A 19,476-nucleotide genomic window follows, 5' to 3' on the forward strand; every position below is an offset into this window, starting at 1 on the left:
GTGAGCTGCTTTATGACGAGTGATAGAGCAGTTTAGCCAAGGACGGGGCAGGCGCACAGCGTAATAGCTCGGCAGCAAAAAACAGACAATAAAAAGGGAGACCTGAGGGTCTCCCTTTTGCATTAGATGACGATCAGTCAAACACGCCGAAGGTCATGTAGCTGAACCACGACCGGTCGTCGTTGTTGCCTTCCGACTCCTGTTCCTCTTCTTCGATCACGTCGCCGTTTTCATCTTTAGGCTTCAGATCGTTCGGGATCGCGTCCTTGGCATCCTGGAATTGCTTCTGCACGTCCTGGTTGGCGCGGGTTTCGCCCGGCGGCAGTGCTGGACGGGACTCGATCATGCCCAGGGTTGCCTTGCTCAGCCACGAACGGTTGTCCGCTTCGGCGACCGAAGGCTTGAACTGACCGTCTTCCAGGCTTGGGTGGTTCGGGTAGTTCAGCTTCAGGGTTTCCAGGCTGGTGTTGGCCAGTTCGTCCAGGTGCAGGCGCTGGTAGGCTTCGACCATCACCGCCAGGCCGTCACCGACCGAAGGGGTTTCCTGGAAGTTTTCCACCACGTAACGACCACGGTTGGCAGCGGCTACATAAGCCTGACGGGTCAGGTAGTAGTCGGCAACGTGGATTTCGTAGGCCGCCAGCAGGTTGCGCAGGTAGATCATGCGCTGCTTGGCATCAGGCGAGTAACGGCTGTTCGGGAAGCGGCTGGTCAGCTGGGCGAACTCGTTGTAGGAGTCGCGGGCAGCGCCCGGGTCACGCTTGGTCATGTCCAGCGGCAGGAAACGCGACAGCAGGCCGACGTCCTGGTCGAAAGAGGTCAGACCTTTCAGGTAATAGGCGTAATCGACATTCGGGTGCTGCGGGTGCAGGCGAATGAAGCGCTCGGCGGCAGACTTCGCAGCCTCTGGCTCGGTGTTCTTGTAGTTGGCGTAGATGAGCTCGAGTTGAGCCTGATCGGCGTAGCGACCGAATGGATAACGCGACTCCAGCGCCTTCAGCTTGGCTGTGGCGGCGGTGTAGCTATTGTTGTCCAAATCCTGCTGAGCCTGCTGGTACAGCTCGGCCTCGCTCAGGTTTTCGTCTACGACTTCCTTCGATGAGCAAGCAGCGGTCAATGCGAGGATGGCGATCAGCAGCAGGTGTTTCACTTGCATGGCGGCTTGCGTCCCTATGACGGCCGCTGTCTTGGGCGGGGCCGTCCTGTTATGATGAGCGCCCCGTTGCATAGCCTCGGGGCAAAAGACGCCGTATTTAACCACAAGCGCGCAGCCGAAACCAAAAGCTGTGCCGACGCCTAGTCTGAGCATGTCCGATAAAATTGAACTTAGCGCAGAGGTGCCGTCCGAATTGGGCGGCCAACGCCTCGATCAAGTCGCCGCACAATTATTCGCTGAGCACTCGCGCTCGCGCCTTTCCGCCTGGATCAAAGACGGCCGCCTGACTGTGGATGGGGCGGTTATCCGCCCGCGAGACATCGTTCACGGTGGCGCCATTCTTGAACTGACTGCCGAGCAGGAAGCTCAGGGCGAATGGATCGCTCAGGACATCGAGCTGGACATCGTCTATGAAGATGACGACATCCTGGTGATCAACAAGCCTGCGGGCCTGGTGGTGCATCCGGCTGCCGGTCACGCTGACGGCACCTTGCTCAACGCCTTGCTGCACCATGTGCCGGACATCATCAATGTGCCCCGCGCCGGTATCGTGCATCGCCTGGACAAGGACACCACCGGTCTGATGGTGGTGGCCAAGACCATTCAAGCGCAGACACAGCTGGTTACTCAGTTGCAGAGCCGCAGCGTCAGCCGCATCTACGAGTGCATCGTGATTGGTGTGGTGACCGCCGGCGGCAAGATCAACGCGCCGATCGGTCGTCATGGCCAGCAACGCCAGCGCATGGCCGTGATGGAAGGTGGCAAGCAGGCCGTCAGCCATTATCGCGTGCTCGAACGTTTCCGCTCCCACACGCATGTGCGGGTCAAGCTGGAAACCGGGCGTACGCACCAGATTCGTGTGCACATGGCGCACATCAACTACCCGTTGGTCGGAGATCCTGCCTACGGCGGTCGTTTCCGCATTCCGCCGGCAGCCAGTGTGACCATGGTCGAATCGTTGAAGGCGTTCCCGCGCCAGGCACTGCACGCGCGGTTCCTGGAGCTGGATCACCCGACGACCGGTAAGCGCATGAGCTGGGAATCGCCATTGCCAGATGATTTCGTCTGGTTGTTGACCCTGCTCAAGCAAGACCGTGAGGCGTTCATCGGATGAGTGCCTGGCTGATTCCCGACTGGCCTGCGCCTGCCGGGGTGAAAGCCTGTGTGACCACCCGTGCGGGCGGCGTCAGTCTGGCGCCGTTCGACAGCCTCAACCTTGGCGATCACGTCGACGACAGCCCCGAAGCTGTTGCCGAGAATCGCCGACGCCTCACCGAATATTTCGCCATACAGCCGGCCTGGTTACAGCAGGTACACGGGATTGCCGTGTCCCACGCCGATCCGGGGCTGGTCGCTACAGCTGATGCCAGCTGGACGGCAACTCCCGGAATCGCCTGCACGGCGATGACGGCAGATTGTCTGCCGGCGCTGTTCTGTGATCGTGCCGGCACTCGCGTCGCAGCGGCTCACGCCGGTTGGCGCGGGTTGGCGGCGGGTGTGCTGGAAGCCACCCTGGATACGCTGGCAGTGCCGGCGGAAGAAGTGCTGGTCTGGCTCGGCCCGGCCATTGGCCCGCAAGCCTTTGAAGTGGGGCCGGAGGTGCGTGAAACCTTCGTCGAGCAGTTGCCCGAGGCAGCCAATGCCTTCACGCCGAGCGTCAACGCTGGCAAATTCGTGGCCGACATCTACCAGCTTGCGCGTTTGCGCCTGGCTGCTCGCGGTGTCACTGCTGTCTACGGTGGCGGATTCTGCACCGTGACCGACCCACGTTTCTTTTCCTTCCGTCGCAGCCCGCGTACTGGAAGATTTGCCTCCCTTATCTGGCTCGAGCGCTAGACTTCCCTGACCTGCGTCAACCTCGCGGCGCTTGAAACTCCCAGAATCGACCACATCTAATGGGGTATCTGGCAGGTTTCTTCATTCAGGATGTTTATAGGTCCGGCCTGCTCAAAAGGAAGGTGACTTATGCGTATAGACCGTTTAACCAGCAAATTACAGTTAGCCCTGTCCGACGCCCAATCCCTGGCCGTCGGCCTTGATCATCCGGGCATCGAACCTGCGCACTTGATGCAGGCCATGCTCGAACAGCAGGGTGGTTCGATCAAGCCCCTGCTGATGCAGGTGGGCTTCGACGTCAACAGCTTGCGAAAAGAGCTGACTAAAGAGCTCGACCAGCTGCCGAAAATCCAGAACCCGACCGGCGACGTCAACATGTCGCAGGATCTGGCGCGCCTGCTCAACCAGGCCGATCGCCTGGCCCAGCAGAAGGGTGACCAGTTCATCTCCAGTGAGCTGGTGCTCCTCGCGGCGATGGACGAGAGCAGCAAACTCGGCAAGTTGTTGCTCGGCCAGGGCGTGAGCAAGAAGGCCCTGGAAAATGCCATCAACAACCTGCGCGGTGGCGAGGCCGTCAACGACGCCAACCACGAAGAGTCGCGCCAGGCGTTGGACAAATACACCGTCGACCTGACCAAGCGTGCCGAAGAAGGCAAGCTCGACCCGGTGATCGGCCGTGACGACGAGATTCGCCGCACGATCCAGGTCCTGCAGCGCCGGACGAAAAACAACCCGGTGCTGATCGGTGAGCCTGGCGTGGGTAAAACCGCGATTGCCGAAGGTCTGGCCCAGCGCATCATCAACGGTGAAGTGCCGGATGGCCTCAAGGGCAAACGCCTGTTGTCCCTGGACATGGGTGCGCTGATTGCCGGTGCGAAGTATCGGGGTGAGTTCGAAGAACGGCTCAAATCCCTGCTGAACGAGCTGTCGAAGCAGGAAGGGCAGATCATTCTGTTCATCGACGAACTGCACACCATGGTCGGCGCCGGTAAAGGCGAAGGCTCGATGGATGCGGGCAATATGCTCAAGCCGGCACTGGCCCGGGGTGAGTTGCACTGCGTTGGCGCCACGACGCTCAACGAGTACCGCCAATATATAGAGAAGGACGCGGCACTCGAGCGGCGCTTCCAGAAAGTACTGGTGGATGAGCCGAGCGAAGAGGACACCATCGCGATCCTGCGTGGCCTGAAAGAGCGTTATGAGGTTCACCACAAGGTGGCGATTACCGACGGTGCGATCATCGCGGCGGCCAAGCTCAGTCACCGCTACATCACCGATCGCCAGTTGCCGGACAAAGCCATCGACCTGATCGACGAGGCCGCCAGCCGCATCCGCATGGAGATCGACTCCAAACCGGAGGTGCTGGACCGTCTGGAGCGCCGGCTGATTCAACTGAAGGTGGAATCCCAGGCGCTGAAGAAAGAAAGCGACGAAGCGGCGATCAAGCGCCTGGAAAAACTCCAGGAAGAAATCGCCCGTCTCGAGCGTGAGTACTCGGACCTCGAGGAAATCTGGAACGCGGAGAAAGCCGAAGTCCAGGGCTCTGCGCAGATCCAGCAGAAAATCGAGCAGTCCCGGCAGGAGCTGGAAGCGGCCCGGCGCAAAGGCGACCTGAACCGTATGGCCGAGTTGCAGTATGGGGTGATCCCGGACCTGGAACGCAGCCTGCAAATGGTCGACCAGCACGGCAAGAGCGAAAACCAGTTGCTGCGCAGCAAGGTCACTGAGGAAGAGATTGCCGAAGTGGTGTCCAAGTGGACCGGCATTCCGGTGTCGAAAATGCTCGAGGGCGAGCGCGACAAGCTGATGAAGATGGAAAGCCTGTTGCACCAGCGCGTGATCGGCCAGGACGAAGCGGTGATCGCCGTTTCCAACGCGGTGCGGCGTTCGCGGGCCGGGTTGTCCGACCCGAACCGTCCGAGCGGCTCCTTCATGTTCCTCGGCCCGACCGGTGTCGGCAAAACCGAGCTGTGCAAGGCCCTGGCCGAGTTCCTCTTCGATACTGAAGAGGCGATGATCCGGGTCGACATGTCAGAGTTCATGGAGAAACATTCCGTGGCTCGCTTGATCGGTGCGCCACCAGGATACGTAGGGTATGAAGAAGGCGGTTACCTGACTGAGGCAGTGCGTCGCAAGCCTTACTCGGTAATCCTCCTGGATGAGGTCGAGAAGGCCCACCCGGATGTCTTCAACATCCTGCTGCAAGTGTTGGAAGATGGCCGCCTGACTGACAGTCATGGCCGCACGGTGGATTTCAAGAATACCGTGATTGTCATGACCTCGAACCTGGGCTCGGTGCAGATCCAGGAGCTGGTAGGCGATCGCGAGGCTCAGCGCGCGGCGGTGATGGATGCGATTTCCACACACTTCAGGCCAGAGTTCATCAACCGGGTCGACGAAGTGGTGATCTTCGAGCCACTGGCGCGTGATCAGATCGCGGGCATTACCGAGATCCAGTTGAGTCGCCTGCGCAGCCGCCTGACCGAACGGGAGCTGAAGCTTGAACTCAGCCCTGAAGCGATGGACAAGCTGATCGCCGTTGGCTACGACCCGGTGTATGGCGCACGGCCACTAAAACGTGCGATCCAGCGCTGGATCGAAAACCCGCTGGCACAGCTGATCCTGTCGGGTCGGTTCATGGCCGGGGACACCGCCAAGGGTACGGTGGAAAACGACGAGATCGTGTTCATCTGATCGAAGTCGGCAACAAAACCTGGGAGGCCTCGCATTGCGAGGCCTTTTTTTCGTTAGGCTGTTGAACTCAAAGGAAAAGGCTTGTAAAGTGCGCCCCGCAGTAAGTCACCCGGAAGGGTTTCTGCTCCCCAAGCGGAAATCTGAAATAAGTTGCAAATCATTAACTTGAATGCAATTTAGGGGGTTGACAGAGGTGCTTAAGATTGTAGAATAGCGCGCCTCAGACACACGAACGCAGCGATGCAGACGGGTCGAAGAGACGCAGTAAAAGCTTCAAATGTTGTAATTGAAATATGTAGTTCCGTGATAGCTCAGTCGGTAGAGCAAATGACTGTTAATCATTGGGTCCCAGGTTCGAGTCCTGGTCACGGAGCCAATTTCAAACCGGGGTATAGCGCAGTCCGGTAGCGCGCCTGCTTTGGGAGCAGGATGTCAGGAGTTCGAATCCCCTTACCCCGACCATTTTTGGGTCGTTAGCTCAGTTGGTAGAGCAGTTGGCTTTTAACCAATTGGTCGTAGGTTCGAATCCCACACGACCCACCATTTTTGAAACCAGTTAACGCTGGAATCGAATCTTAAGGTCAGCGGCCAAAAGCCCTGATCGAAGAAGGCGACTTGTAAAGGTCGCCTTTTTTTACCGGGGTATAGCGCAGTCCGGTAGCGCGCCTGCTTTGGGAGCAGGATGTCAGGAGTTCGAATCCCCTTACCCCGACCATATTAAAAATCCTCGTATCGAAAGATACGGGGATTTTTTTTGTCTGTTGAAAATTGAAAACTAAACACAGATCTCCAAGTCGCCGGAGATCAATGTGGGAAAAAAAGGGTAAACCATTGTGGGGGTGAGCCTGCTCGCGATAGCGGTTTTTCAGCCGATGCAGATGCTGACTGCCATACCGCCATCGCGAGCAGGCTCGCTCCTACAGTTGATCTGAAATCAGTGCAGTTTCAACCGCGGCTCGGTGCCGCGTCCGATCTTGCTGCCCAGCATCAGCATCGCCGTACGAAATGCGCCATACAACGCCATCTGGTGCATGCGATACAGCGACACGTAGAACATCCGGGCCAACCAGCCTTCGAGCATCACGCTCCCGGTCAGGTTGCCCATCAAGTTACCCACAGCCGAAAACCGCGACAGCGAGATCAACGAGCCATAGTCGGTGTACTTGTACTCAGGCAACGCCTTGCCCTCGATCCGCAGCTTCAGCGATTTGGCCAGCAAGGACGCCTGCTGATGCGCCGCCTGGGCGCGTGGCGGCACGTTGCGATCGGTCCCCGGTTGCGGGCAAGCGGCGCAGTCACCGAAGGCGAAGATGTTTTCGTCACGGGTGGTCTGCAGCGTCGGCAGCACCTGCAGCTGATTGATGCGGTTGGTCTCCAGGCCGTCGATGTCCTTGAGGAACCCCGGCGCACGAATCCCGGCGGCCCACACTTTCAGACTGGCGTTGATCACTTTGCCATCGGCGGTGATCAGGCTATCGGCGGTCACTTCACTCACGGCCGCGTTGGTCATGACGTTGACCCCGAGCTTCTCCAGGGTTTTATGCACAGGCCCGCCAATACGTTCCGGCAGGGCAGGCAACACCCGTGGCCCGGCTTCGATCAGGGTGATGTGCATGTTTTCCGGCTTGATCCGGTCCAGGCCGTAGGCGGCCAGCTCGTGCGCTGCATTGTGCAGCTCGGCGGCCAGCTCGACCCCGGTGGCACCGGCGCCGACGATCGCCACGCTGATTTGCTCGACGGTGTCGGTCTGCCCGGCATGCGCTCGCAGGTAGTGGTTGAGCAATTGCTGGTGGAAGCGCTCAGCCTGTTTGCGGGTGTCGAGGAACAGGCAATGCTGCGCCGCGCCCTGGGTGCCGAAATCGTTGGTGGTACTGCCGACTGCAATCACCAGCGAGTCGTAACCCAGCTCGCGGGCCGGTACCAGTTCGATGCCGGCTTCGTCGTAAGTGGCGGCCAGCTGGATCTTTTTCTGCGCGCGATCAAGACCGCTCATGCGCCCCAGCTGGAACTCGAAGTGGTTCCATTTTGCCTGGGCGACGTAGTTGAGTTCGTCTTCGGACGAGTTCAGGGATCCGGCAGCCACTTCGTGCAGCAAAGGTTTCCAGATGTGGGTCAGGTTCGCGTCGACCAGCATCACACTGGCCGTGCCGCGCTTGCCCAGAGTCTTACCCAGACGGGTAGCCAACTCCAGACCGCCGGCGCCGCCGCCAACGATGACAATACGATGAGTCATGGGGATATCTCGCAAGGCTAAAAGAAATCGGTGCAACTACCCTCGCGAGCGCAACGCGGCTCATAGCGTCAGGTAACTGATAAATCGGCTCAACAGGCCTAAACCTATGGTCACTGCCAACACCAGTACCAGGAGCATCCACGGCCGAAATGGCCGGCGCTCGACTTGGTGCTGGGACAGGTGCAGGTACTCTTCGACATGCTTTTGGTCGTCGGGGTTCAGGCGGCTGGTCATAAAGCCCTCGTCAGGTAGACGTTGCGCAATTGATCAAAGCTACAGGCTGATTCAATAAAGGTGAGCATAGCCGATGCCTGCAGGGGGGCTCACAGGCTGATGCCGACGTCGAAGACAATGCTGCGACCCAGGTTGCTGCGCAGGAAGTCCGGGGCATCAGGATGGGCGAACAGCACGCGGGCGAATGTCGGTCCCACCAGCGACAGCGAGCGCCAGCCCTGGCGCAGGTATTCAGTGGGCGGCGGGAAATGACTGTTGAGGTCGAGCACTTCGCGCTTGAGGCTGGCGAAGGCAATGATGTCGAGCTCGCCAAGGTCCATGCCGCGCTCTTTGTAGTTGTGCGCTTTCTTGCGCAAGGTCGGTGCCAGTCGCATCAGGAATTCGTTGGCCGGGATGCGTTTGGGCTTGGCTTCGCGGCGCACCAGCGAACTCAGGGAAAATGCGCTGCGCCGCCGTTGCAGCTCGTCGCGCCACTCATCGTTAAGGCGTCGGCCTTCGTCCAATACAAAAAACACCTCAAAACTGGCGTCGCGGAACAGCACGTCGGGCGGTTCCCCGGCTGGCGCAAATTCGTCGACGCGATAGGGAATGTTCAGCCCTTGCAACAGGCGCTGGCACACCCAACGCTCGCGCTCCCATTTGCGGGCATTGGACAGGAACGCGTTGGCTTGCTCGGCCGCAATGGTCAGCAGGCGTAAGTAATCAGAGTCATCCATAGGCCCAAGCTTAGCGTTCAAATGCGCTGGCAAAGAAGACAATTTGTCGGAGCAGGGCAAAGGTCTTGCGCAACACACCTGCACCCCGCGCCCGTTCCAGGGCCTTGCACAAAACGGATAGCGATCTGCGCGCAGCGGATATTTCCCCGCGTCTGGCGGCTTTACCCTCGGCTTTACGGGACGTTAGCCGCTTTACCGCCGTCCTCAAATAACAACAAAAAGAGATAAAAGCCATGCGCAAAATTGACGTACATGAGGTTATCGATAACGCACGCTTCAATCGCTTTCACTGGATGGTGCTGTTCTGGTGTGCCTTGATCATCATCTTCGACGGTTACGATTTGGTGATCTACGGCGTGGTGCTGCCGATGTTGATGAAAGAGTGGGGGCTCACGCCCCTGCAGGCGGGGGCACTCGGCAGTTACGCCTTGTTCGGGATGATGTTCGGCGCGCTGTTTTTCGGCCCGCTGTCGGACCGCATTGGCCGCAAGAAAGCCATCACCATCTGCGTCATGCTCTTCAGCGGTTTCACCGTGCTCAACGGGTTCGCGCGTAACCCCACCGAATTTGGGGTCTGCCGCTTTATCGCCGGCCTGGGCATCGGCGGAGTGATGCCCAACGTCGTGGCCTTGATGAACGAGTACGCGCCGAAGAAAATCCGCAGCACGCTGGTGGCGATCATGTTCAGCGGTTACTCCGTGGGCGGCATGCTCTCGGCAGGGCTGGGCATCGTGCTGATCCCGAGCTTCGGTTGGCAGTCGGTGTTTTACGTGGCGGTACTGCCGTTGCTGCTGTTGCCGCTGATCATGTACTTCCTGCCGGAATCGGTAGGTTTCATGCTGCGCCAGGGGCGCAATGAAGAAGCGCGCAACATTCTTCAGCGAGTCGACCCGGCCTACGTCGCGCAAACCAGCGATCAGCTCGACATGAGCGAAGTGAAGGGCACCGGCACTCCCGTACTGCAATTGTTTCGTGAGGGTCGCGCACTGCGCACGCTGATGCTGTGGCTGGCATTTTTCTGCTGCCTGCTGATGGTCTACGCCCTGAGTTCGTGGCTGCCGAAACTAATGGCCAACGCCGGATACAGCCTGGGCTCGAGTCTGTCGTTCCTGCTGGTGCTGAACTTCGGGGCGATTTTCGGCGCGGTCGGTGGCGGGGTGCTGGGTGACAAATTGAACCTGCCGCGGGTGTTGGCGGTGTTCTTTGCCTTGGCAGCTGTTTCCATCACCTTGCTCGGTTTCAACAGCCCGATGCCGTTGTTGTACCTGCTGATCGCCGTCGCCGGTGCTACTACCATCGGCTCGCAGATCCTGTTGTACGCCTGCGCTGCGCAGTTCTATTCGATGACCATCCGCTCCACCGGCCTGGGCTGGGCCTCGGGCATCGGGCGCAACGGCGCGATTGTCGGCCCGCTTCTGGGCGGCGCGTTGCTCGGTATCAACCTGCCGCTGCAACTGAACTTCATGGCCTTTGCCTTGCCGGGTGCGGTGGCCGCGATTGCCATGACCGTGTTTGCCATCAGCAGCAAGCGTAGCGCCAGGCAAGCCCAGTCCCTGCGCCACGCTGCACCTGCCGGAACCGTCGGCGAGGCATCATGAAAAGCTTGTTGCGAGACTTCTCCCTGTCGGCAGCCGTGGCTGGTTTTATCGCCACGGTGATTTCTTACGCGGGGCCGTTGGTGATTATTTTTCAGGCCGCCGAGACCGCACATCTCTCACGGGAAGTGCTGTCGTCGTGGGTCTGGGCGATTTCCATCGGCAGCGCGGTGCTGGGCATTGGCTTGAGCCTGCGTTACCGGGTGCCGGTGATCATTGCCTGGTCGGCGCCGGGTTCGGCATTGCTGGTGGCGCTGCTACCGGGGATCTCGATGCCGGAGGCAGTGGGTGCATACCTGGTCAGCAGCCTGATCATTTTTCTGGTCGGGGTGTCAGGGGCATTTGACCGGATCATCAGCAAGCTGCCAGCGGCCATTGCCGCAGCAATGTTGGCGGGGATTCTGTTCAGCTTCGGCACCGGGCTGTTCGTCTCGTTGCAGGGCAAGCCGATGCTGGTGCTGGCAATGTTTGCCACCTACCTGGTGTGCAAACGGCTGATGCCGCGTTACGCCGTATTGATGGTGCTGCTGGTGGGCTGCTCGATAGCCTTTGTCGCCGGCGATTTACACACTGAAGCCCTGGTGATCGGCTTGGCCACACCGGTGTGGATCACGCCCGAGTTCACCCTCAGCGCGACCCTCAACATCGCCTTGCCGCTGGTGATGGTGGCGCTGACCGGCCAGTTCGTCCCGGGCATGGCGGTACTGCGCGCCAGTGGTTACCCGACGCCGGCCGGTCCGATCATCGCCAGCAGCGCACTGGGCACGGCGCTGTTGGCGCCTTTCGGTTGCCACGGGCTGAATCTGGCGGCGATCACTGCGGCCATTTGTACCGGGCGCGAGGCGCATGAAGATCCGCGCAAGCGTTACGTTGCAGGCGTTGTCGGCGGGCTCTGTTATCTGGTGCTGGGGATCTTCGGCGCCACCCTGGTTTCGTTGTTTACCGCGTTTCCCAAGGAGCTGATTGCAGCGCTGGCGGGCCTGGCACTGTTCGCGGCGATTGCCGGTGCATTGGCGGGCTCGATGGCGGTGCCCAGTGATCGCGAGGCGGCGTTGGTGACCTTCCTCACCACTGCATCGGGCATGTCGCTGTTCGGTTTGTCTGCGGCATTTTGGGGGCTGATTTTTGGCATGGTCACCCATGTTTTGTTAAACGCCCGTCGCGAGAGCGCGGCGGCTGAAGCACTTCCAACTGTCGATCAATAAAAACAAGAGAAAGACAATGAAACAGACTTTTCCAGCAACCGGTTCCGCGTTGTCCATGGCGCTCGTCTCGAGTTTCTCCACCGTGGCGATGGCAGGCGAGGGCGGCTTCATCGAAGACACCAGCGCCACCTTGCAGGCACGCAATTACTATTTCAGCCGGGACTTCTCCGACATCGTCGGGGCGAACCGGCAATCGAAGGCTGAAGAGTGGGCCCAAGGCTTCATTCTCAACGTCAAATCCGGATACACCCAGGGCCCCGTGGGATTTGGCGTAGACGTGATTGGCTTGCTCGGCCTCAAGCTCGACAGCAGTCCGGACCGGGTCAATACCGGTTTGTTGCCGGTAAAAGATGACGGGCGCGCGGCGAATGATTACAGCCGAATCGAAGCGGCGTTGAAGGTGCGCTATTCGAAAACCGAGCTGAAAGTGGGAGAGTTGCAACCCAACCTGCCGGTGCTGGCGTTCAGTGATATCCGCCTGTTACCGCCAAGCTATCAAGGCGCGAGCATCAGTTCGAACGAGATCAACGGCCTGACGTTGCAGGGCGGCCACTTGAACACCACCAGCCTGCGCAATGAGGCGGGCGACGAAAAAATGCAGGCCATGCTTGGCCATGTGCCACAGCGTCAGGTCAGCAGCGACGGCTTCAACTTTGCTGGCGCCGAATACGTCTTCAACGATAAGCGCAGCTCGGTCAGCGCCTGGTTCGGGCAACTGGAAGATATCTACAACCAGCGTTTTCTCGGCCTCAAACACAGTCAGCCCATGGGCGACTGGATTCTGGGGGCCAACCTTGGCTATTACGATTCGCGCGAAGATGGCCAAAAGCTGCTGGGCAACATCGACAACCAGGCGTTCTTTTCCCTGTTATCGGCCAAGCGTGGCGGTCACACGTTTTACGTCGGTTACCAGGGGATGTTCGGCGACAGCGCGTTTCCGCGGGTGTTTGCCAATATCTCGCCGCTGGGCAACGAGGTGCCGACCTACGAGTTCGCCTACACCGACGAGCGTTCGTGGCAAGCGCGTTACGACTACGACTTCGCTGCGCTGGGCGTGCCGGGTTTGACCAGTACTGTGCGTTACATTTCTGGTAATAACGTCGACACCGGGCAAGGGTTCGAGGGCAAGGATCGCGAGCGTGATCTTGACCTGGGATATGTGCTGCAGAGTGGCAGCCTCAAAGGCCTCGGGGTGCGAGTGCGCAATGTGATGGCGCGCTCAAACTACCGCAGTGACATTGACGAGAATCGTTTGATTCTCAGCTACACGTGGACGTTGCTGTGACGTTTTGATCACAAGTCGCAGTTGCCCATGACCTGATACGTTACGCGTTGGGTCTGGCCCTGATGATCGATGTAGACCATGGTCGCCGGTACAACGTCGCAGCCGGTAGGGGTGTCGCTGATGGACACTACCTTGGCGATGTCCAGTGGGTGCGCCGGGTCGTAGGGGGTAGCGGCGGGCTCGCTGGTGGCGGCCATGGCCGAAGTGGCGACCAGGGTGAAAAGCAGGGCGGTGAGGGTTTTCATTGAGTGTTCTCCGTTTTGGTTCCGATGCTTGAATTTTAGTCTTTGCCTCCAATGGATAAAGGGGGGCAGGGCTGATTCAGCGTTGCAGAAATTGCAACAATCGCAGGCGTTGTTGCCGGTGTAGACTGAAACCCATCTACCCCTGACAAAGAACAAGGAGCCGTCGGAGCCATGATCGGTGCCGAGCTACTGACCGACGAAACCCTCACAGTCGGATGGCTGATCTACATTCCCGCATTGCTCTGGGCCATCGCCCGTGCGCCATGGGTCGAACTGTTCAGCGATCGCCGGCGCCAGCACCTGTTGTTCGGCACCGTGTTCGCACTGTTCATGCTGTGGCTGGTAAGAAGGGATTTTGATACCGGGGTGTCCTACCACTTTCTGGGTATGACTGCGGTGACCCTGCTACTGGACTGGCCACTGGCACTGGTCGGCGGGATGGTCGCGCAACTGGGCTTGGTCATGCTGGGTCGCCAGGATTTGGCGGCGATGGGGGTCAACGGCGCATTGCTGATCGCGCTGCCGGTGCTGATTACCGAATGCTGCGCCATTCTGGTCGAACGCGCGCAACCGCGTAATCCTTTTGTCTACATCTTCGTATCGGGTTTTCTTGCCGCCGCGCTGTCGGCCTTGTTGTGCCTGTTGCTGGCGCTCTGGCTGCTGTGGTTCAACGAGCTATTCGTGATGCCGTACTGGCTGGAGGATTTTGTCGGTTACCTGTGGCTGATCATTTTCCCCGAAGCGTTTATCAACGGCATGATCGTCAGCGCACTGGTGGTGTTCAGCCCCGAGTGGCTTGAGACCTTCAATCGCACGCGCTACCTCTCCGCTCCGTGGAAAGACGACGAGCCCAAGTCCTGATGCCGACCCGGGCGTCGACGCCTTGCGGTTAATGGCGAGGTTCGAAGTCCTCGCTGAACAGGTCATCTTCGGCATCCGGGCTTACCGGAATCTTGTGTTCTTCCGACGCCCAGGCGCCCAGGTCGATCAATTTGCAGCGATCCGAGCAGAATGGCCGATAGGTGTTATCGGCGCTCCATTCGACAGGGGCGCCGCAGGTCGGGCAATTGACGGTTGGGGTTTGGCTCATGACTGGCCTCCACGCAAGGTAAGGTAAAAGTGATGCAGGCGTTCGACTTCGCTGTGCAGCCAGGCGAGGTCGCGGTCGTTGACCACCACATCGTCGGCATGGCTCAAGCGGTCCTCGCGGCTGGACTGGGCCTTGAGGATCGCCTGGACCTGTTGTTCGCTGGTCTTGTCGCGCTGCAAAGTGCGTTCGATCTGGAGCTGTTCGGGCGCATCGATCACCAGCACCCGTTGAGTCATGGCGTACTGACCGGACTCGATCAGCAATGGCGAAACCAGGATTGCATAAGGCGATTGCGCCTTGCCCAGGTGTTCGCTGATTTCTTTGCCGATCAGCGGATGCAACAGCGCCTCGAGCCAGCGCCGTTCCTCGGGGACTTCGAAGATCAGTTTGCGCAACGCTGCACGATCCAGCTGACCGTCGGCTTGCAGCACGCCGGCACCGAAGTGCTCGGCGATCTGCGCCAGCGCCGGGCGGCCAGGTTCCACCACCCAGCGCGCGGCATGATCGGCATCGACCACGTGCACGCCGAGGTCGATGAAGTGCTGGGCGGCCGCGCTTTTGCCGCTGCCAATGCCGCCGGTCAAGCCAAGAATCCAGGGTTTTTCCACAGGGGTATTCATTTCAAACCGACGAACTGCCAATAGAAGTCGGTTATTTGACCACCCCAGAGCAACGCAATCCAGCCGGCAATTGCCAGATAGGGTCCAAAGGGTATTGGCGTCGAGGTTTTTGCGTTGCCCAGGCGCAGCATGGCCACGCCGATAATGGCACCGACCAGGGATGACAGCAGGAGGGTCAGCGGCAGGATCTGCCAGCCGCCCCAGGCACCGAGCATCGCCAGCAGCTTGAAATCACCGTGGCCCATGCCGTCCTTGCCGGTTATCAGCTTGAACAGCCAGAACACCGACCACAGCACCATGTAGCCGGCAATCGCCCCCCACAGCGCTTCGTGGAGCGGCACGAACAGCTCGAAACTGTTGGCGATCAACCCCAGCCACAGCAGCGGCAGCACCAGCACATCCGGCAGCAATTGATGTTCGGCGTCGATCAGGCTCATGGCCAGCAGGCCCCAGGTCAGGAACAGCACCCCGCCTGCCGGCCAACCGAAACCAAAGTGCCAGGCGATGAACCCTGATAGCAGGCCGCAGGCCAGTTCGATCAGCGGGTAGCGCTTGCTGATGGGCGCTGCGCAGCCGGAGCAGCGACCGCGCAGAAATACATAACTGATGACCGGGATGTTTTCCCAGGCGCGGATCGAATGACCACAGTGTGGGCACTGGGAGTGGGGCAGCAGCAGGTTGAAGGTGGGCAGTGGGGCAGGTGCGGGCTGGCCAAGCATATCCTGCGCCTGCAGGCGCCATTCGCGCTCGAGCATCTTCGGCAGCCGCCAGATCAGCACATTCAGGAAGCTGCCGACCAGCAAGCCCAGTACTGTGACCAGGGCGACAAAAACCAGGGGATAACTTTGCAGGATTTCATTCAAAGGCATATCAGATCGCTGAGCCGAGTTGGAAGATAGGCATGTACATCGCGACGACCAGGCCACCGACGATTACCCCCAGCACCACCATGATGAACGGTTCCATCAGGCTGGTGAGGTTATCGACCATGTTGTCGACCTCGTCTTCGTAGAAGCTCGCGACCTTGTCGAGCATGTCGTCGAGGGCGCCCGACTCCTCGCCAATGGCCGCCATCTGGATCGCCATGTTCGGGAACACCCCGGAGGTGCGCATGGCGAAGTTCAGCTGCATCCCGGTCGACACGTCCTGTTTGATCCGCAGTACCGCGCGCTTGAACACGACGTTGCCAGTCGCTCCCGCCACAGACTCCAGGGCATCCACCAGCGGCACACCCGCAGCAAAGGTGGTCGACAGGGTTCGGGCGTAGCGGGCCACGGCGGATTTATAGAGCAGGGTGCCGACCAGGGGCAGCTTCAACAGCCAGACGTCGGTGCGGTCGCGAAAGGCCTGGGAAGTCCTGAAAACATGGCGCATGCCGAAGACCATTGCGATCAGCATACCCAGCAACATCCACCACCATTGCTGGAGGAATTCGGAGAGGCCGATAACCATCAGGGTAAAGGCCGGTAACTCGGCACCAAAACCTTTGAACACTGATTCGAACTGTGGCACCACCTTGACCAGCAGAATGCCGGTGACGATGATCGCGACGAACACCACCGCCAGCGGATAGGTCATGGCTTTCTTGATTTTTGCCTTGAGGCTTTCGCTCTTTTCCTTGTAGGTCGCCACCCGTTCCAACAGGGTGTCGAGGGCGCCGGCTTGTTCACCGGCATCCACCAGGTTGCAATAGAGCTCGTCGAAATACTGCGGCTTTTTGCGCAGGGACGCGGCAAAGCTGTTGCCCGCCGCGACCTCCTGCTTGACCTCGTCCACCAGCTTGCGCATCGCCGGGTTCTCAAAGCCTTCGCCGATGATGTCAAATGACTGCAGCAGTGGTACCCCTGCTTTCATCATGGTCGCCATCTGCCGGGTGAACAGGGCGATGTCCCGGACCTTGATCCGTTGGCCCAGGCTGAAAATCGAGGCGGACTTTTTGCGTACCTTGCCCGGGTTGATGCCTTGCTTGCGCAACTGCGCCTTGATCAGCGCAGGGTTCTGACCGCTGAGCTCTCCGGTGATTTTCGTGCCTTTCCGGTCCGTGCCTTCCCAGGCATAGATGCTGATTTTTGCTGCCTTGACCGCCATGTTCAGTCCTTGGTGACTCGGTTGATTTCTTCAAGGCTGGTAATGCCTTGCATGGCTTTGTGCAGACCGGAAGTACGCAGGTCATCGAAGCCGTCCTTGCGCATCTGGCTGTCGATTTGCAGCGAGTTGCCGTCGGCCATGATCAGGTGCTGCAGCGCCGGGGTGTTTTTCACCACCTCGTAAATCCCCACCCGTCCCTTGTACCCGCCGTTGCAGTGATCACAGCCCACCGGTTCATATAGGGTGAAGGAGCCGATGCGGTCCTCGGGAAATCCTTCCTTGATCAACGCTTCGCGGGGAATGTCGATGGGTTTCTTGCAGTGGCTGCACAGCTTGCGCGCGAGGCGCTGGGCGATGATCAGGCTGACTGAAGTGGCGATGTTGAAGCCCTTGACGCCCATGTTCTGCAGGCGGGTGAGGGTTTCAGCGGCGCTGTTAGTGTGCAGTGTCGATAACACCAGGTGGCCGGTCTGAGCAGCCTTGATCGCAATTTCGGCGGTTTCGAGGTCGCGAATCTCGCCGACCATGATCACATCCGGGTCTTGACGCAGAAACGAACGCAAGGCTTGGGCGAAATCCAGGCCTTGTCGGGGATTGACGTTGACCTGGTTGATGCCTTCCATGTTGATCTCCACCGGGTCTTCGGCGGTGGATATGTTGATGTCCACGGTGTTGAGGATGTTCAGGCCGGTGTAGAGCGAAACGGTTTTGCCCGACCCGGTGGGGCCGGTGACCAGGATCATGCCCTGGGGCTGTTTCAGCGCGGCCATGTACAGGTCTTTCTGTGCCGGCTCATAACCGAGGGCGTCGATGCCCATCTGGGCGCTGGACGGATCGAGGATCCGGATCACCACTTTCTCGCCCCACAGGGTCGGCAGGGTGTTGACCCGGAAGTCGATGGACTTGCTCTTGGACAAGCGCATTTTGATCCGCCCATCCTGGGGCTTGCGCCGCTCGGAGATGTCGAGGCTGGCCATGACCTTCAGGCGTGCCGCAATGCGCCCCGCCAGCTGAATCGGTGGCTTGGCGACTTCGCGCAGCATGCCATCGGTACGCATCCGCACGCGGTAGGTCTTTTCGTAGGGCTCGAAGTGCAGGTCGGAAGAGCCGGTCTTGATCGCGTCGAGCAACATCTTGTGGACAAAACGCACTACCGGCGCGTCATCGGCATCCTGTCCCGGGACGACGTCCATATTGCGCTCGTCGGCAGATTCGATGTCGACGCCGTCAAGGTCCACGTCGGCCATGTCTTCCAGCCCGGTGGAGTGGGTATCGAACAGCTTGTCGATGGCATCGCTGAGCTTGTCGTCCTCGACCAGGATCGCCTCGGTGGTCAGCCCGGTACTGAACTGGATGTCGTTGATGACCTGGTGATTGGTTGGGTCGGATACCCCGATGAACAGCTTGTTGCCCCGTCGCCACAGGGGCAGGACGTGGTGCTGGCGAACCAGCTTCTCGCTGACCAGGCCCTTGGGCAGCGCTTCTTTATCCAGGGCATTAAGGTCGAACAGGGCCATGCCGAAATGCTCGGAGGCGATTTCCGCCACCTGCCGGCTCTTCACCAGCTTGTTCTGCACCAGATGGCTGACCAGTGAGATGCGGTTGCGTTGGGCTTGCTGATACGCCTGTTGCGCGCTTTTGTCAGTCAGCAGTTCGGCCAGGACCAATTGTTTGGCCAGGCCGCTAAGAGCGATGTCATTCATTGGGATACCGGACGCAGACAGTTCATGACTTATAGCCTAGTCAAGGGACGGAGCCAAACCACGCCTGTTGAAGTGACAAAAAGTGTCAGATAGTGCGGTTTTCCAGGGCTGTCGAGAGTGCTATGACGACCTGGCGCCCAAGCCTGCTCGGTATCAGGCAATTGGCATGGGCTGTGCTGGAGTTAATTCAGATCATGAGATTCCGACTCATGCATGGAGCTTGTCTATGAATAGCCAAAAAGGTTTTACCCTGATCGAGCTGTTGATCGTGGTGGCGATCATCGGGATTCTGGCGACGTTTGCACTACCCGCGTATTCGAAGTATCAGGCCCGGGCGAAGGTGACAGCGGGTCTGGCGGAGATCTCCGCGTTGAAGGTGCCTTTTGAGGATGCGATGAATCAAGGTACCGACATCGCTTCATCGACTGCTGCGTTCAACGCAACGACCTCAAACTGCGTAACCGCTTCGACGGGCACAGGCAGTACAGGCGTGGGTAGCATTGCGTGCACAATTGCCAATGCTCCGGCTCCTGTCGTTGGTAAAAAGATCACGCTGACCCGCTCAGCTACGACTGGTTGGACTTGCGCTACCGAAGTTGAACAGCAGTACGCGCCTAAGGGCTGCACAGGTGTCGCCAACACATAAGCGTTGAATTCGGTGTCTGCATAACCTGTGAATACCCCGCCTTGTTACAGAGGCGGGGTATTTTTTTGGGTGCGCTCTGGGTAATTTCAAAAAAACCCCACAATTCATGGCCTTAGGCCCACGCCAAAAC

18 protein-coding genes and 4 tRNA genes are annotated in these 19,476 nt (G+C 59.3%); 12 read left to right on the plus strand and 10 right to left on the minus strand.

Going from position 1 to position 19,476, the window contains the following annotated elements; translation table 11 throughout:
- Positions 1-133: 133 nt before the first annotated feature.
- On the minus strand, positions 134-1,156 hold the full coding sequence (locus ACYZTK_RS19345) for an outer membrane protein assembly factor BamD (RefSeq protein WP_462011307.1): 1,023 nt from the start codon (positions 1,154-1,156) through the stop codon (positions 134-136).
- A gap of 151 nt (positions 1,157-1,307) precedes the next feature.
- Here ACYZTK_RS19345 and rluD point away from each other — a divergent pair, with 151 nt between their 5' ends.
- From rluD to ACYZTK_RS19380, 7 genes are all read left to right on the plus strand, one after another.
- Positions 1,308-2,270, plus strand: coding sequence for a 23S rRNA pseudouridine(1911/1915/1917) synthase RluD (rluD, locus tag ACYZTK_RS19350; protein WP_462011308.1), 963 nt, complete (start codon positions 1,308-1,310; stop codon positions 2,268-2,270).
- Positions 2,267-2,992: a peptidoglycan editing factor PgeF gene (gene pgeF / locus ACYZTK_RS19355; protein WP_462011309.1), complete on the plus strand. Its 726-nt coding sequence runs from the start codon at positions 2,267-2,269 to the stop codon at positions 2,990-2,992. Before rluD ends, pgeF begins: the two co-directional genes overlap by 4 nt.
- Positions 2,993-3,121: 129 nt before the next feature.
- Complete coding sequence (gene clpB / locus ACYZTK_RS19360; RefSeq protein ID WP_462011310.1) at positions 3,122-5,686, plus strand: ATP-dependent chaperone ClpB; 2,565 nt, start codon at positions 3,122-3,124, stop codon at positions 5,684-5,686.
- A gap of 300 nt (positions 5,687-5,986) precedes the next feature.
- Positions 5,987-6,062: transfer RNA gene (locus ACYZTK_RS19365), tRNA-Asn, on the plus strand.
- Positions 6,063-6,071: 9 nt separating this feature from the next.
- Positions 6,072-6,148, plus strand: a tRNA-Pro gene (locus ACYZTK_RS19370).
- A 5-nt stretch (positions 6,149-6,153) separates the two neighbouring features.
- Positions 6,154-6,229: transfer RNA gene (locus ACYZTK_RS19375), tRNA-Lys, on the plus strand.
- A 95-nt stretch (positions 6,230-6,324) separates the two neighbouring features.
- A tRNA-Pro gene (locus ACYZTK_RS19380) sits at positions 6,325-6,401 on the plus strand.
- 219 nt (positions 6,402-6,620) lie between these two features.
- Here ACYZTK_RS19380 and ACYZTK_RS19385 read toward each other — a convergent pair.
- The 3 genes from ACYZTK_RS19385 to ACYZTK_RS19395 form a co-directional block, all read right to left on the minus strand.
- Positions 6,621-7,919 (minus strand): NAD(P)/FAD-dependent oxidoreductase, encoded by a 1,299-nt coding sequence (locus ACYZTK_RS19385; RefSeq protein ID WP_462011311.1) that lies wholly within the window; start codon positions 7,917-7,919, stop codon positions 6,621-6,623.
- A 60-nt stretch (positions 7,920-7,979) separates the two neighbouring features.
- Positions 7,980-8,153: a DUF3094 domain-containing protein gene (locus tag ACYZTK_RS19390; protein ID WP_162437803.1), complete on the minus strand. Its 174-nt coding sequence runs from the start codon at positions 8,151-8,153 to the stop codon at positions 7,980-7,982.
- 89 nt (positions 8,154-8,242) lie between these two features.
- Positions 8,243-8,869, minus strand: a complete 627-nt coding sequence (locus ACYZTK_RS19395) for a DUF1780 domain-containing protein (RefSeq protein ID WP_462011312.1) — start codon at positions 8,867-8,869, stop codon at positions 8,243-8,245.
- Between the two features lie 233 nt (positions 8,870-9,102).
- Here ACYZTK_RS19395 and ACYZTK_RS19400 point away from each other — a divergent pair, with 233 nt between their 5' ends.
- From ACYZTK_RS19400 to ACYZTK_RS19410, 3 genes are read left to right on the plus strand one after another with little or no spacing between them, the layout of a single operon-like run.
- Positions 9,103-10,467: an aromatic acid/H+ symport family MFS transporter gene (locus tag ACYZTK_RS19400; RefSeq protein ID WP_462011313.1), complete on the plus strand. Its 1,365-nt coding sequence runs from the start codon at positions 9,103-9,105 to the stop codon at positions 10,465-10,467.
- Positions 10,464-11,669, plus strand: a complete 1,206-nt coding sequence (locus ACYZTK_RS19405) for a benzoate/H(+) symporter BenE family transporter (protein WP_462011314.1) — start codon at positions 10,464-10,466, stop codon at positions 11,667-11,669. Before ACYZTK_RS19400 ends, ACYZTK_RS19405 begins: the two co-directional genes overlap by 4 nt.
- 16 nt (positions 11,670-11,685) lie before the next feature.
- Positions 11,686-12,954 carry an OprD family porin gene (locus ACYZTK_RS19410; RefSeq protein ID WP_462011315.1) on the plus strand — a complete coding sequence of 423 codons (1,269 nt, stop codon included), beginning with the start codon at positions 11,686-11,688 and terminating at the stop codon, positions 12,952-12,954.
- Positions 12,955-12,962: 8 nt separating this feature from the next.
- Here the strand turns inward: ACYZTK_RS19410 and ACYZTK_RS19415 are convergent, their stop codons facing one another.
- The gene (locus ACYZTK_RS19415) at positions 12,963-13,199 is read right to left on the minus strand and encodes a DUF2790 domain-containing protein (protein ID WP_462011316.1); all 237 of its coding nucleotides are present in this window, start codon (positions 13,197-13,199) and stop codon (positions 12,963-12,965) included.
- A 171-nt stretch (positions 13,200-13,370) separates the two neighbouring features.
- On the opposite strand from ACYZTK_RS19415, the gene ACYZTK_RS19420 reads away from it, so the two are divergent.
- Positions 13,371-14,060 (plus strand): energy-coupling factor ABC transporter permease, encoded by a 690-nt coding sequence (locus tag ACYZTK_RS19420; RefSeq protein WP_462011317.1) that lies wholly within the window; start codon positions 13,371-13,373, stop codon positions 14,058-14,060.
- Positions 14,061-14,088: 28 nt separating this feature from the next.
- On the opposite strand, the gene yacG is transcribed toward ACYZTK_RS19420, so the two are convergent.
- Genes yacG through pilB form a run of 5 tightly spaced genes read right to left on the minus strand, consistent with a single transcriptional unit; the run spans position 14,089 to position 18,700 of the window.
- The gene (gene yacG, locus ACYZTK_RS19425; protein ID WP_462011318.1) at positions 14,089-14,289 is read right to left on the minus strand and encodes a DNA gyrase inhibitor YacG; all 201 of its coding nucleotides are present in this window, start codon (positions 14,287-14,289) and stop codon (positions 14,089-14,091) included.
- Positions 14,286-14,909, minus strand: coding sequence for a dephospho-CoA kinase (gene coaE / locus ACYZTK_RS19430; RefSeq protein ID WP_462011319.1), 624 nt, complete (start codon positions 14,907-14,909; stop codon positions 14,286-14,288). The genes yacG and coaE overlap by 4 nt, the downstream gene beginning before the upstream one ends.
- Positions 14,906-15,778 carry a prepilin peptidase gene (locus ACYZTK_RS19435; protein WP_462011320.1) on the minus strand — a complete coding sequence of 291 codons (873 nt, stop codon included), beginning with the start codon at positions 15,776-15,778 and terminating at the stop codon, positions 14,906-14,908. The genes coaE and ACYZTK_RS19435 overlap by 4 nt, the downstream gene beginning before the upstream one ends.
- Before the next feature lies 1 nt (position 15,779).
- Positions 15,780-16,997 (minus strand): type II secretion system F family protein, encoded by a 1,218-nt coding sequence (locus ACYZTK_RS19440; protein WP_462011321.1) that lies wholly within the window; start codon positions 16,995-16,997, stop codon positions 15,780-15,782.
- A 2-nt stretch (positions 16,998-16,999) separates the two neighbouring features.
- A complete protein-coding gene (gene pilB, locus ACYZTK_RS19445; RefSeq protein WP_462011322.1) occupies positions 17,000-18,700 on the minus strand; it encodes a type IV-A pilus assembly ATPase PilB in 1,701 nt (566 codons plus the stop codon).
- Between the two features lie 226 nt (positions 18,701-18,926).
- Here pilB and ACYZTK_RS19450 point away from each other — a divergent pair, with 226 nt between their 5' ends.
- Positions 18,927-19,346: a pilin gene (locus ACYZTK_RS19450; RefSeq protein WP_462011323.1), complete on the plus strand. Its 420-nt coding sequence runs from the start codon at positions 18,927-18,929 to the stop codon at positions 19,344-19,346.
- The last annotated feature ends 130 nt before the right edge of the window (positions 19,347-19,476 follow it).

It is taken from the genome of Pseudomonas sp. LB3P31, from assembly GCF_054897945.1.

Bases quoted from the DNA above. Each gene is read 5' to 3' on its own strand.
- ACYZTK_RS19420 (WP_462011317.1), top strand. From the start codon at position 13,371: ATGATCGGTGCCGAGCTACTGACCGACGAAACCCTCACAGTCGGATGG.
- ACYZTK_RS19385 (WP_462011311.1), bottom strand. From the start codon at position 7,919: ATGACTCATCGTATTGTCATCGTTGGCGGCGGCGCCGGCGGTCTGGAG.
- ACYZTK_RS19345 (WP_462011307.1), bottom strand. From the start codon at position 1,156: ATGCAAGTGAAACACCTGCTGCTGATCGCCATCCTCGCATTGACCGCT.
- rluD (WP_462011308.1), top strand. From the start codon at position 1,308: ATGTCCGATAAAATTGAACTTAGCGCAGAGGTGCCGTCCGAATTGGGC.
- yacG (WP_462011318.1), bottom strand. From the start codon at position 14,289: ATGAGCCAAACCCCAACCGTCAATTGCCCGACCTGCGGCGCCCCTGTC.
- ACYZTK_RS19400 (WP_462011313.1), top strand. From the start codon at position 9,103: ATGCGCAAAATTGACGTACATGAGGTTATCGATAACGCACGCTTCAAT.
- coaE (WP_462011319.1), bottom strand. From the start codon at position 14,909: ATGAATACCCCTGTGGAAAAACCCTGGATTCTTGGCTTGACCGGCGGC.
- ACYZTK_RS19415 (WP_462011316.1), bottom strand. From the start codon at position 13,199: ATGAAAACCCTCACCGCCCTGCTTTTCACCCTGGTCGCCACTTCGGCC.
- pgeF (WP_462011309.1), top strand. From the start codon at position 2,267: ATGAGTGCCTGGCTGATTCCCGACTGGCCTGCGCCTGCCGGGGTGAAA.
- ACYZTK_RS19405 (WP_462011314.1), top strand. From the start codon at position 10,464: ATGAAAAGCTTGTTGCGAGACTTCTCCCTGTCGGCAGCCGTGGCTGGT.
- clpB (WP_462011310.1), top strand. From the start codon at position 3,122: ATGCGTATAGACCGTTTAACCAGCAAATTACAGTTAGCCCTGTCCGAC.
- ACYZTK_RS19435 (WP_462011320.1), bottom strand. From the start codon at position 15,778: ATGCCTTTGAATGAAATCCTGCAAAGTTATCCCCTGGTTTTTGTCGCC.
- ACYZTK_RS19440 (WP_462011321.1), bottom strand. From the start codon at position 16,997: ATGGCGGTCAAGGCAGCAAAAATCAGCATCTATGCCTGGGAAGGCACG.
- ACYZTK_RS19450 (WP_462011323.1), top strand. From the start codon at position 18,927: ATGAATAGCCAAAAAGGTTTTACCCTGATCGAGCTGTTGATCGTGGTG.
- pilB (WP_462011322.1), bottom strand. From the start codon at position 18,700: ATGAATGACATCGCTCTTAGCGGCCTGGCCAAACAATTGGTCCTGGCC.
- ACYZTK_RS19390 (WP_162437803.1), bottom strand. From the start codon at position 8,153: ATGACCAGCCGCCTGAACCCCGACGACCAAAAGCATGTCGAAGAGTAC.
- ACYZTK_RS19410 (WP_462011315.1), top strand. From the start codon at position 11,686: ATGAAACAGACTTTTCCAGCAACCGGTTCCGCGTTGTCCATGGCGCTC.
- ACYZTK_RS19395 (WP_462011312.1), bottom strand. From the start codon at position 8,869: ATGGATGACTCTGATTACTTACGCCTGCTGACCATTGCGGCCGAGCAA.